A 12,557-nucleotide genomic window follows, 5' to 3' on the forward strand; every position below is an offset into this window, starting at 1 on the left:
GGCGCTGTTGAAGCAGGAAATCGTTGTCGGCTCTCCGACAACCCTGAATAACTTCTCCTACGTTGGCACGGTGATAACCATCGTCGCGCTCATCATTTCAATATCCGAAGTTCTGCACAGCGTTCGTTACTCACGAAGCATCAGTGCAGAAGCCAAAAAAGTGCTCAAGGAAGCAAAAGCGGTAGAGGGTGCCTCAGCCGTGAGCGAATGCCTCGCGACGCTTAATGAAACAGCAGGTTATATGGATACCGAAAACTATCAATTGGCGCTGAAGTGCTATCAGCATTTCAGGATTCTATTTGCCAAGATACCCGGCACAGGCCAGGAGTTTGAGAGGATCGACAATATCCTTGGAGAAACTGAAACCGCCGTCAGAAAAGGGATTTTCACATCGGCAAGCGCTCCGCTTGAGAAAACAACAAGAATTCTTATCCATCACAACCTTGAAAACATCAAAGAGAACCTTGAAAAGGTTAACCCGGCCAGAGGGCGACAATATGTTACCGCCTAGATTTCTCGATTTTGTCAAAACGCTTACAGCGAAAACGGAGCAAGGCGAATTCTCCTGGAGCTATGACGACAACAACTCGCTAGTCAAGCTAAATGAAAAAGCCTTTTCTCTTTCATTACGTTACAGCTTCAACTCCGATGAAAAATATGCGGAGTACGTCATCTATTACTTCGATGATATCGAAGACAAAGAATACCGGTTTTATACCAATCAAACCTGGAATGACTTCGACTTCATCCGGCGTTTGTTTGATGCCGCACAAGCTTCAAAAATGAAGCTTCCCTTTTGACACCTCAACGAGCAGTGAATACCTATCGCAGGCATTACTGCTCATCTCGCTCTCTCGACGGACAGGGAGTTAACGCGAGTTTACTCCTTGCTCAAATCCACCAACGGCGCCTGCCGCACCTCAGTCTCCCGACCACCCTGAATGTCGCTCACAGTTTTCAAAGCCTTATCCACAGCCCCTTTATCCACCAGCAAGCTATACCGGATCTGAAACTGTCTCTGTTCTTTAACCCCAATCGTCGGCACCAGATTCAGTGGCCGCTGATACCGACGGTTGTAGGAAAAGCTCGTTCCCGGTTCAAGACCCGTGACATAGCCCTGCCCTTGGGTGTCCGTATTTTTCCACAGGGAGAACACCGGCAACTGTTGAGTATTGAAACCCACGGAAACCCCGAGGCTGCCGGCCTTGTTATGCAATACGGTCAGCGTATCGCCCTTGGCGTCGGCATACGGCACGACATTGTAAACCGTCTCGTCGTAATCCTTGGTTGGCGCGCGGTAGGTCTGCCAGTCTGGCAAATCCCCTTTGGCCTTGTCGTTGAACGGCGACACCTGTTTAACCGGCGCAGCAAACCGGGCGCCCTCTTCCAGGAATGGAGTGCTGAAGTTGCTGTGATACAGCGCCTGATACTCCTTCGGATAGTCGCCGTTGTTGGTCAGGGTGTCGTTGAGGGCGAATGCTGCGCTGCCGGGCTCGGTGACCAGTTCCGTTATCACCGAGAAGTCGACTTTCTTGAACGCCTGCTCTTTCAGCTCGCCGCGCAGGCTGATGGCGTAAGGCGGTTTTTCATCGATGTGCAAAGTGACTTTGCTGGCCGGAATGTTGGCGGCACGGCCGTGGAGGGTCAGCAGTTCACCGTTGTCCATGCCGGGGTGACCGACCCACTCGTAGCCGCAACGGGCGACCAGTTCGTTAAAGCCCTCAAGCCAGCCCAGCCCGCCGCGGCCGTTGAGTTCGATGAAGGACGGATTGACCACGTCCTTGACGGGCGAGTCCCAGCCCATACGCACATTACCGACCGACGCCTGCAAAACGTTCATCCCACGAGTGGGGACCACCGAAAGTTTCATTGTGCCGTTATCGATGTCGACGATGCTGACGCCCTCCTGTCGACCGCCGTGCAAGTTACGAAGGGTCACGGAGAAGGGTTTGTCGGTTTTTACACCGAGTTGCTGGCTGGTGACCTGCCAGTTTTGGGCAGCCTTGTCGCTGTCGAGCAGAACGTAATCCCAGGCCATGGCGTGGGAGGCGGACAGCGCGCCAAAGGCAACGACGAATTTGAGCGGAGTCATGGGGAAGCCTTTCTTGGAGTTGTGCGTTTTTTATAGCGCTGATGAAACGATTCAGCAAGCCTAAAAAGCGTACACCCTAGCCTTCCCGAGCCAATTTAAATTGACCTCATGCAACCTCCGCACGCTTACGCTAGTCTCATACGGTTTTGAACCTCCGGCAAATTGACGGCGACATCATTATGACATTAAGGTCGCCAGCTAATTTCAGGAGCAAGAGCAGACACCTTTGTCTGTCATTTTTGCGCAGCGGAACATATGGAGTTTGAATGCGCGGGGCACTATTACGCAGCGGTAAGAGCGGGTCATTCACTGCCCTGGGCGAGACAGGTCAACCGGTATACCGGGCGGCCCTGCAATTGCGCGAAGCCATTCGCCGCAAGAACCCCGAGATGGTCGATCATCTGGCCATCCCTCAAAGCGACGAACTCGGTAACCAGATCGATTGGTACAGCGGTCTCGACGGCGATGTGATCCCGTGGAGCAGCGCGACCGAAGAAGAACGTGCCCCTGCCCGCCGCCAGCTTGAAGCCCTGAAGACCGCGCTCGACGAGTTGAGCCAGCGTTTCCTGGGCACTGATCCAGCCGAACAGCAGCAAGGCGACAAAGCCGTGTTCGGCAAGCTGCTCAAGCGTGTGATTCATTTCCCCGACGAAAACTTCGTCTACCTGGTGCAAGGCAAACCGGTGCTGACCTTTTGGGGCTTCGAGCATGCCGGTACCGGCAATCGCGATCCCCTGCACTGCCTCTATCAGGTTCCGCCTGCGTTTACCCTGCCCCCCGTGGTCGAAGCCGCGCCCGTGGTTGCGCCTCCCGTCGTGCCGGTGATTGCTCGTCCGTGGTGGCGGCGCTGGTGGTGGTGGCTGTTGCTGCTGCCTTTGTTGCTGCTGCTTTTGTGGCTATTACTGGGCTTGCGTGGTTGTGTGCCGATTCCGCTGGTGGCGGTCGATCTGCTCCCCCAGGGCGTCGTACCTGTTGAAAGGCAACTGGAAGAGCCACAACTGACCGGCCATGCCACGACGCTCAATGGCGTTCCTGTGACGGGCACCGTTGTAGGCTCCACCACGGGAACCGGCACCGCTGTGACCGGAACCCATGACGTGGAAGCGCCGGCGGTCGAGGGCAACGAGGCTGATGCAGCGCCGGCAGACTTGGCCAAAGACCCAGCCAAAGACCCGGCAGCCGAAGACCCAACCGCGCCACCCGAAAACAAAACTGCGCCGCCGGATATCACATCGCCCGAGGCCGAAAAATCCGCCGCCGCAAAACCCGGCCCTCCCCTGAGCATTCCGCCAGACGCCGCCGATGGTGCCGCCAAGTTCCTCGACGGTCAGTTCCGCGCCGGTGCCGGTATTCAGGATCGCCGAACCGGCAAACCCCTGCGTCTGGAATACCAGCTCAAGGACGGTAAAGGCGAAGTCACCGTACACCAGGCCGACGGCACGAAATGCAGCGGGCCGGTGAGCGCTACTATGAAGGGTGGCAGCCTGGCCATCGACAGTCAGGGCCAGGCCGTATGTGGCGATGGCAGCACTTACGACATGCCAAAGGTCAACTGCCGCAAAGGGGCGACCACAGTCGCAGACTGCACCGGCGGTTACGGCAAAGAACAATTCCCCATGTCCATGCGGCACGTGGCCGAATAAAAACGGAATAACCCGACATGTTGCCTGAAGTCACCCAATTCGAAGACACCGTCACGCTGGTCAGCGACACCGGCATCCAGTTCATGGATTTCGCCCTGCGCCTGGATCCTCGCAAGGAACCGGCCGGCGAATTCGCACCGATGATCAGCGGGCTGATCTGCCGCCTGTCGTACAACGAAGAGAAAGACTTCTTTTTCTACGAGCCGGAGCCGGAAAAGGTCGAGAAAGCCAAACCTGCGTTCAGCGTCGACATGAAAAGCAGCGTCGAGTTGCTGGACGGTATCTGGCTGCCGACCCCGTTTTTCCGCTTCATGCCGCCGCACCGCTTCGATGAAGGTCCGACCAACTGGTCGCGCATGCGTCTGGTGAAACTGGCGACACCCGACATTGACGGCAACACCCACCGCCTGACGATGGCCTTCGATAGCCGCGTGATGCCCAAGCGTGACGGCACCGCTTACCTGGCGCCCAACGAAGAAGACATCAGCTCCGGCGTGTCCTTCAAACTGGCGACGAAGGCCAGCGAAACCCGCTGGTTCCTGGCCCAACCGTGGGTCAACGAGTGGCTGTTGGAAGTGTTCAACGAGGGCAATGCCCACCGCTCGCGCGCAGAGCTGGACACCGACATCCGCGCCAACTATCACTTGGCGCACTACCTCAACTTGCTCAGCCTGTTGAGCAAGCCGTCCGCCGCCCAGCAGTCGACGGCCCGTGCGAAAGTTGAAATCCCTGAGCTGAAAGTAGTCGCCAACGACAGCAATGGCCTGGTCAAACCGATTCCGGTGGACCTGGTGCTGGACGTCGGCAACTCGCGCACCTGCGGCATCCTGATCGAGAACCACGGTCAGGCCGGTTCCGGGTTGAAACAGAACTACGTGCTGGAACTGCGCGATCTGATCACCCCGGAACACACCTACAATCTGCCGTTCGAAAGCCGTGTGGAATTCGCCCAGGCGTACTTCGGCAAGGACCACTGTTCGGTCAAGAGCGGCCGTCACGATGCGTTCCAATGGGCGACGATTGCCCGCGTCGGCAATGAGGCCAGCCGTCTGGCCAGCCGTCGCCGTGGTACCGAAGGTTCCACTGGCCTGTCCAGCCCGAAACGTTATCTGTGGGACGAAAACGCCTACGGCCACGGCTGGCGTTTCAACTGCTCGTACATCAAGACCGACAGCGAGCCGTACGCCACAGCCGCGCCGTTCTCGCACCTGATCAATGAAACCGGCGAGGCGCTTTACAGCCTCGAAGAAGACGATCGTCTGCCGGTGTTCATGCCGCGTTACTCGCGCAGCTCGCTGATGACCTTCATGCTCGCCGAAGTGCTGGCCCAGGCGCTGTCGCAAATCAACAGCCCGGCCCAGCGTTCGCGGCAGGGACACACCCGCGTGCCGCGTCAGCTCAACAGCATCACCCTGACCGTGCCGCCGGGCATGCCGCAGGCCGAGCGCAGCATCCTCAACGAACGCATGCTGCAAGCCATCGGCCTGGTGTGGAAGAGCCTCGGCTGGCATGCCGGCGAAGAGGATCCACATCAGGATCAGGCCATCAGCCCGCGCACGCCGATCCCAAGTATCCGCGTGGAATGGGACGAAGCCTCTTGCGGCCAGTTGGTCTACCTGTACACCGAGGTCAATGAGAACTTCGCCGGTCACCCCGAAGAGTTTTTCGACACCATCGCCCGGCCGGACAAGACCGACCGCGAACGCATCACCCTCGCGACCATCGATATCGGCGGCGGCACCACGGACCTGGTGATCACTGACTATCGCCTCGACCGTGCCGGCAACACTGGCAGCGGCAGCAACGTGCACATCGTGCCCGAGCAGCGTTTTCGCGATGGTTTCAAAGTCGCCGGCGATGACATCCTGCTGGACGTGATTCAGGACTTCATCCTGCCGAGCTTCGAAAAAGCCTTGCAGAACGCCGGCGTGAAAGCCCCGGATTCGCTGATGTCTCGGTTGTGCGGCGATGAGTCGGTCAGCGCCCAGGACATGATTCTGCGCCAGCAATTGAACCTGCAGGTGTTCGCACCGCTGGGCCTGGCGCTACTCAAGGCGTACGAGCATTACGACCCGCAAGTGCCGCAAGAAGTCACCCCACAAAGCTATCACCAGTTGCTCGGTGACAACGCGATCAGCCAGACCGTGCTCGACTACGTCAACGCCGCCGTGCGCCGCGATGTCGGTGGCCAGAGCGGTTTCGACCTGTATGCCGCACCGATCAGCTTTGACCTGCAGAAGCTTCACGCCGCGTTCCTCAACGACCAGATCAACATCACCAAGATTCTCGGTGCGCTGTGTGAAGTGGTTGCGCATTACCCGTGCGACGTCCTGCTGCTGACCGGCCGCCCTTCTCGCCTGCCCGGCATCCAGGCGTTCATTCGCAAGGTGTTGCCACTGCCACCGGGGCGCATTCTGGCGCTGCAAAACTACCGCACCGGCGGCTGGTATCCGTTCCACAAGAACGGCCGGATCGACGACCCGAAAAGCACCGCGTCGGTGGGTGCCATGCTCTGCCTGTTGTGTGCCAATCACAGCGTGCCGAACTTCTACTTCCGCTCTTCGGCGCTCAAGCCGTATTCGACGGTCAAGCACATCGGCGTAATCGACCTGAACAACGTGATCAAGGATGCCGACGTGCTGTACCGCGACATCCAGTCCGAAGACTACAAAATCAAGCTGCCGGAAATCGGCGTTGGCGATGCCGCCGACACGCCGCAACTGGAAATGCGCGGCGATCTGCGCCTCGGTTTCCGTCAGTTGGCCGCTGATCGCTGGGCCGCCTCGCCGCTGTACACCTTGCGGTTCACCAAGGCCGGTCGGGAGAAGTTTTCCCGGGCGAGCGGTGAAAACGGCAGCGCGCCGCTGCTCAAGGTGCGGTTCGAGGTCAAGCCGGCAGACAAATACACGCGCAAGCAGGATCTGGTCAGCGACCGCCTCTCGGTTCGCGACATCGAATCCAACTGTAACAACGTCAACTTCAACCCGCGCAGCGACCTCGAGCTGGAACTCAACACCATGCTCGACGCCGGCCTGAGCGAGACCAAGTACTGGCTCGACAGTGGAAGTGTGAAACGCAAATGAATGATCTGACCCCCGATCAAACTCAGCTCTCTGCCAGTTGGGCCGCTGTTTATGAAGGCGCCGGTCAGGCGCTGGACTGGATTGGCCAGACGCGCGGCAATGCCCCGCGCCTGGACAGCGAAGCCGACAACCTGAACATCCGCCTGCACCGCGCCCGCAACCTGGCTCAAAGCCTCGGTCGCGTGGCCTGCACGCCGATGACCATCGGCTTTTTCGGTTTGTCCCAGGCCGGCAAGTCCTACCTGATTTCGGCCCTCGCTGCGGGTCAGAACGGCAAACTGGAAACCGATTTCGGTGGCCAGCGCCTGGACTTCATCAAGCACATCAACCCGGTGGGTGGCGGCAAGGAAGCCACCGGACTGGTGACGCGCTTCAGCCGTCGAGCAACGGAAAGTCAGGACAATGACTTTCCGGTAGAACTCACGCTGTTCAAGGAAATCGAGCTGGCGAAGATCCTCGCCAACTCCTGGTTCAAGGATTTCGACCTTGAGCGCATTTCCTACGAGATCGACGAAGAGCGTATCCAGCGCGTACTTAAACCGTTTGAAGGCCGCGAAACCGGGCCGCTGCAAACGGGCGTCAACGCTGACGATCTGGTGTCGCTGTGGGATTACCTGCGCGACAACTTCCGCAACTCGGTGAAGAAACTCGAGCACCTGTATTGGCCAAAGGCATTACAACTGGCACCACGCCTGAATTTTCAGGAGCGGGCCGAGCTGTTTTCGATCCTGTGGGGTGAGCAAAGCGAGCTGACACGGGTGTATCAGCAACTGGCCGGCGCGCTGCACAAGCTGGGCCTGCCCGAGACCGTGTTCGCACCGTTGAAGGCCTTGGTGAGTTTCGAAAACGACACCTACAGCCAGCGCGACAGCATCATGAACGTCGACATTCTCGAACGCTTCGGCAGCCCACGGGACTTGCCGATCGACGTTCGACCACTGGTTGGCGATCGCCTGCAAAACAGTCAGGCGATTGCGGTTGCGCAACTGGCGGCGTTGACTGCCGAAATGACCTTCCGCCTGATCGAAGCGCCGGTGGATGACATCGTCAATCAGGTCGACCTGCTGGATTTCCCCGGTTATCGCGGGCGCAAGAAACTGCACGAGATCGCCGACTCCAACGACCCGCAATCCGCTACCAAGGACAACTCCGTTTCCCAGCTGATCCTGCGTGGCAAGGTCGCCTACCTGTTCGAACGCTACACCGACAACCAGGAAATGAACGCACTGGTGGTCTGCACCGGTTCGACCAAGCAGAGCGACGTCAACGACGTAGGCCCGGTGCTGACCCGCTGGATCGAAAAGACTCAGGGCGCCGACTCGGCCGCTCGCAGCAAGCGCGACACCGGTCTGATCTGGGCGCTGACCATGCTCGACCTGCGCATTACCAACTCCCTGAGCCTGACACCTGATCAGTACGACGAGAGCTGGAACGGCATGGTCAAGCTGACCATGCTGGAGCGCTTCGGTAGCCTGAGCTGGATGAGCGACTGGGCCGGCACACCGTTCCAGAACACCTTCCTGGTGCGCAAACCGCGCATGGACGCGGCGTTCATCGAGCAAGACACGACCGGTGCTGAAACCGGCCTCAATACCATCTATCAGGAACGTGTCGACGCACTGGGCACCAGCTTCGTCGGCAACGCTCTGGTGTGCAAACACATCAAGAACCCGGCCAATGCCTGGGCGCAAATGCTGCGCAACGATGACGGTGGCATCAGTCACTTCAGCAGCAGCTTCACCGGCGTGGCCAATATCGAATTCAAACTGCAGCGCATCCGCGAGCAATTGAGCGAATGCCTCGAAGGCCTGACCACTCACGGCCTGAGCACCTGGTACCACGCCGACGGCGACGGTGCCGCCGCTGCGAAGAAAGCCCAGGCGCAGATGATTCTGACCGGCCTGGGCCGTCGTCCGGCGGTGCTCGGCGAGTTGATCGATCAACTCGACATGCCGAGCGAAGAGGTGCGCGACCTGTACCTCAGCGGCGTGTACGAAACCGATGACGAGCCAACCGTGAGCGATGAACCGGTCGCCCCGACGCCGAGCCAGAGCCTGTATGGCAACGACGCCGGTTTCGATTTCGATTTCGGTGACGACACGAGCCCTGACGCACCGGTCAGCAGCAGCAAAAACGGCACCCCCGCGCCCGAGCTGCAAAGCAACGAGCACCGATTCGCCAAAGCGGCGTTCAAGGCCTGGATCGCGCACCTGCGTGAACTGACCACCCGGCAAAGCCTGCTCAACCTGCTCGGTCTGGAAAAAGCATTGCTGGAAGCGGTGGTCGACGAACTGATCACCGCTGGCTATCGCCAGGACTTGCCGGGCCAACTGAGCCGCGCAGTACTCAAGCGTGCACAAAGCGGCGCGCGGCGCGATCAACTGGTCGAGCGCCAGGTCCTGGAGGTGCAACGGGTACTGCGCGATTTCGTGTCCTGGTTCGGCTACCTGCAGAAGCCGGTAAGCGAGCGTCCGAACAGCCGTGCCGGCGCCAAGGCGCCCTTATTCTCGTTCTACACCGACATCAGTCCGGGACAAGTGCCCGTGCTGCCCGCGCAACCGGCCAATCAGGCGCAGCGGTATCTCGGCGACTGGCTCTCGGGCCTGGCCTACATCACGCAGGACAATGCCGGCCATGGCGCCGGACGTGAAATTACCCCTGAACAGAACGAACGGCTGGGCCAAGTGCTCACAGCCTTCACAGCGAGATAAGCAATGCCAATTCGTGTCGACCTGCTCGCGTTAGAGCCCAATGTGCCTGGTCAGGCCCGCCTCACTGTGAAGAAGTGGCAGGGTGGCGAGGAACAGCTGGAGTTTTCCATTCAGCGTAACCAGGACGGTTTTTACCTCCAGGACCACAAGGCCTGGAGCAACAATCCATTCTGGTTCAAGGTCTCGCGTTTCAACGTCACGGCCAGCGGTGAAGGCCTGGAAGCGCAGGTCGGCCCGGACGTGGTCGACCCGCTGCTGGAAGGTGGCGCCAACTCGCAATTCCAGATCGAACTGCGCGAACAGAGCCAAGGCCACGCGGACAAAGGCGTGGTTCGGCCAGGCGTTGGCGTGCTGCCGTCCACGGCCGGCGGCCAGACGCGCTCGACGTATGGTGGCGCCGAACTGACGGCGCCGAGTGCACCGGCACCGGAAATCCCGGAAATCCCGGAGCTGCCTGAACTGGTCCTGTCCACCGCCGAGCCCGAAGTGGAGTTGGAGTCGGTGTCCACCGAGCCCGACTACGCACCGCCTCCCACACCGGTGAAGAAAAGCAACAAAGGCCTGATCGGCCTGTTGATTGTCGTGTTGTTGCTGCTGGCCGCGGGCGGCGGATTCTGGTTCTACAAACGCCCCCCGGCGCCTGCCCCGGTGGCCACAGCCGCTGCCGCCGCACCGACCGGCGCCGACGCTCAAGCCTGCACCCTCGAGAGCATGAACAGCCTGCCCGAATTGACCTTCGTCCAGACCTGCATCAAGGCTGCGCCCGACAGTGCCAAGTTGCTGGAGATCATCAACCAGGCCAAGGTCGGCAAACACTGCGGTGTCGCCCAGCGCCTGTACGCCAACCGTGCCCAGGCCGGTGACGCGCTGATCGCCAACGCTTATGCCCGTGAATACGACCCCAAATACCTGAAGGCCAGCGAGTGCTTCCCGGTCGCGGACAACGCCACTGCGGCCTATTGGTACGAAACCATCCTCACCCAGGACCCGAACAACGCCGAAGCCAAGCAGCGTTTCGAGGAGTTGCAGAAGTGATGCGCTCGCCTATGAGTCGATTCCTGCTGAGCAGCGCCGCCCTGTTGGTGTTGTGCATCAGCCCGCTGTCCCAGGCCGATGACAAACCGCTGATCCAGGCCGGTAAAAAGACCCTGTTCCAACGCGTGCTGACCACACCAGGGTGCAAGATCAGCCCGACGGCGGGCGGCGCCGCAGGTGACGAACAGCCTGTGTTCAGCCGCTTTTACGTGTACGAACGTGCCCAAGCGAACAACGCCGAATGGCTGAAAGTCGGCCCCGACAGTTACGGTAAAACCATTGGCTGGTTGCCCGCCGGTTGCACCACCGACTGGAAAATGCAGCTGACGCTGGCCTTCACCAACCCGGCCAACCGCGACCGCTTGCTGTTCTTCAAGGACCGCACCACTGTCGAAGCCATCCTTGATGCACCGGACCCGGTGAGCAAAGTTGCGCCGCTGCGGGCCAAGTTGAAAAAGGGCCAGCAAGCACCGGGTGTGCTGGCTGAAGAGCCTGAATATTTCGTCGACCTGCAAAAGCAGTTCTATCTGCTGCCGGTGCTCAGCGGCGAAGAAGTCATGACCGAAGGCGGTTTCCGCACGCGCCTGCTCAATGTCGCGTCGGTCAGCAAACCAGATGACAAGAATGCCAAGGGCGGATCTGCCAACAACGCTGCCGGCGGCAAGGAGCCCGAGGACAAAAACGCCAACCAACTGAAGGAATTCAGTGCGGCGGTGGTGTTTGTCATCGACTCGACGATCTCGATGGACCCGTACATCGACCGCACCCGCGAGGCGATCCGCAAGGTTTATCAGAAAATCGAAGCGCAGAACCTCGGCAAGCAGGTCAAGTTCGGCATGGTGGCTTTCCGCTCCAACACCCAGGCGGTGCCGGGGCTGGAATACACCACCAAGATGTACGCCGACCCTACCAAAGTGAAAGACAGCGCCGACTTTTTCGCCAAGATCGCCGACCTCAAACAGGCCTCCGTGTCGAGCAGCAGCTTCGATGAGGACGCCTTTGCCGGCGTCATGGAGAGCATCGACAAGGTCGACTGGAGCCAGTTCGGCGCGCGCTACGTGGTGTTGATCACCGATGCGGGCGCCATCGAAGGTGACGACAAACTGTCGAAGACCGGTTTGAGCGCTGCACAGGTGCGTCTCGAAGCCGCCAATCCGGGCGTGGCGATTTACACCCTGCACTTGAAAACCCCGGCCGGGGCCAAGGACCACGCCAAGGCCGAAGCGCAGTACCAGAACCTGTCGACCTACCCGGGCACCAACACCTCGCTGTATTACCCGGTGAACGCTGGCGATATTCATGAATTCGGGCGCAAGGTCGACGCACTGGCCGCCGCGATCACTACACAAGTGAAAGCCGCCTACATGGGCGAGGACGCCATCGGCAGTGCGGCGAACGCCAAGCAGGACCCGGCCGAGAAGAAAATGCTCGAAGACGCGGCGCTGATCGGCCACGCCATGCAACTCGCCTACCTCGGCGAGAAGACCAACAGCAAGGCCCCGCCGGTGTTCAAGGCGTGGATCACCGACCGCGACCTGATCAAGCAGAACATCCCGACCACCGATGTGCGGGTGCTGCTGACCAAATCCCAGCTCAGCGACTTGAGCGATGTGATGAAGCAGATTCTCGATGCGGCCAACGAAGGCCTGATTTCACCGACGGAAATGTTCAATCGCCTGCGTTCGGTGGCGGCGACCATGGGCGCCGATCCCAATCAGCTGAAGCAGAACGGCAACGCCAAACTGGCGGACATGGGCGTGCTCGGCGAGTACCTCGAAGACCTGCCCTATCAGAGCGAAGTGCTGAACCTGGATGAAGAGACCTGGAAGAGCTGGGACGGTCTTGCGCAAGAGAAATTCATCCGCACGCTGAACACCAAACTGCGGCATTACCAGCGTTACAACGCGGATGTCGACCGTTGGGTCGCTTTAGCCAAGGACAGTGATGCACGGGACAACGTGTATCCCGTGCCACTGGAAATGATGCCTTAACG

Annotated in this window: 8 protein-coding genes; 7 read left to right on the forward strand and 1 reads right to left on the reverse strand. The window is 59.6% G+C overall.

The window, feature by feature from the left end; all coding sequences use genetic code 11:
- Positions 1–7 precede the first annotated feature (7 nt).
- Together EAH74_RS02125 and EAH74_RS02130 are read left to right on the forward strand one after the other, a co-directional pair.
- A complete protein-coding gene (locus tag EAH74_RS02125; RefSeq protein ID WP_140675437.1) occupies positions 8–511 on the forward strand; it encodes a hypothetical protein in 504 nt (167 codons plus the stop codon).
- On the forward strand, positions 465–800 hold the full coding sequence (locus tag EAH74_RS02130) for a hypothetical protein (protein ID WP_170206201.1): 336 nt from the start codon (positions 465–467) through the stop codon (positions 798–800). The genes EAH74_RS02125 and EAH74_RS02130 overlap by 47 nt, the downstream gene beginning before the upstream one ends.
- Positions 801–880: 80 nt before the next feature.
- Here EAH74_RS02130 and EAH74_RS02135 read toward each other — a convergent pair whose 3' ends face one another.
- A complete protein-coding gene (locus tag EAH74_RS02135) occupies positions 881–2,092 on the reverse strand; it encodes an aldose 1-epimerase family protein (RefSeq protein WP_140675441.1) in 1,212 nt (403 codons plus the stop codon).
- Positions 2,093–2,358: 266 nt separating this feature from the next.
- On the opposite strand from EAH74_RS02135, the gene EAH74_RS02140 reads away from it, so the two are divergent.
- The 5 genes from EAH74_RS02140 to EAH74_RS02160 are packed head-to-tail and all read left to right on the forward strand — an operon-like array spanning position 2,359 to position 12,555.
- Entirely contained in the window at positions 2,359–3,735 is a 1,377-nt protein-coding gene (locus EAH74_RS02140; RefSeq protein ID WP_140675445.1) for an SrfA family protein, read from the forward strand.
- A 17-nt stretch (positions 3,736–3,752) separates the two neighbouring features.
- Positions 3,753–6,818 (forward strand): virulence factor SrfB, encoded by a 3,066-nt coding sequence (locus tag EAH74_RS02145; protein ID WP_140675449.1) that lies wholly within the window; start codon positions 3,753–3,755, stop codon positions 6,816–6,818.
- Positions 6,815–9,529, forward strand: a complete 2,715-nt coding sequence (locus EAH74_RS02150) for a putative virulence factor (RefSeq protein ID WP_140675453.1) — start codon at positions 6,815–6,817, stop codon at positions 9,527–9,529. The genes EAH74_RS02145 and EAH74_RS02150 overlap by 4 nt, the downstream gene beginning before the upstream one ends.
- 3 nt (positions 9,530–9,532) lie before the next feature.
- Positions 9,533–10,564, forward strand: a complete 1,032-nt coding sequence (locus tag EAH74_RS02155; protein ID WP_140675456.1) for a hypothetical protein — start codon at positions 9,533–9,535, stop codon at positions 10,562–10,564.
- A gap of 11 nt (positions 10,565–10,575) precedes the next feature.
- On the forward strand, positions 10,576–12,555 hold the full coding sequence (locus tag EAH74_RS02160) for a vWA domain-containing protein (RefSeq protein WP_140676139.1): 1,980 nt from the start codon (positions 10,576–10,578) through the stop codon (positions 12,553–12,555).
- Positions 12,556–12,557 lie beyond the last annotated feature (2 nt).

The sequence above is a fragment of the Pseudomonas mandelii genome, assembly GCF_006438925.1.
Lineage (GTDB): Bacteria > Pseudomonadota > Gammaproteobacteria > Pseudomonadales > Pseudomonadaceae > Aquipseudomonas > Aquipseudomonas mandelii_C.

Bases quoted from the DNA above. Each gene is read 5' to 3' on its own strand.
- EAH74_RS02150 (WP_140675453.1), top strand. From the start codon at position 6,815: ATGAATGATCTGACCCCCGATCAAACTCAGCTCTCTGCCAGTTGGGCC.
- EAH74_RS02155 (WP_140675456.1), top strand. From the start codon at position 9,533: ATGCCAATTCGTGTCGACCTGCTCGCGTTAGAGCCCAATGTGCCTGGT.
- EAH74_RS02140 (WP_140675445.1), top strand. From the start codon at position 2,359: ATGCGCGGGGCACTATTACGCAGCGGTAAGAGCGGGTCATTCACTGCC.
- EAH74_RS02160 (WP_140676139.1), top strand. From the start codon at position 10,576: ATGAGTCGATTCCTGCTGAGCAGCGCCGCCCTGTTGGTGTTGTGCATC.
- EAH74_RS02145 (WP_140675449.1), top strand. From the start codon at position 3,753: ATGTTGCCTGAAGTCACCCAATTCGAAGACACCGTCACGCTGGTCAGC.
- EAH74_RS02135 (WP_140675441.1), bottom strand. From the start codon at position 2,092: ATGACTCCGCTCAAATTCGTCGTTGCCTTTGGCGCGCTGTCCGCCTCC.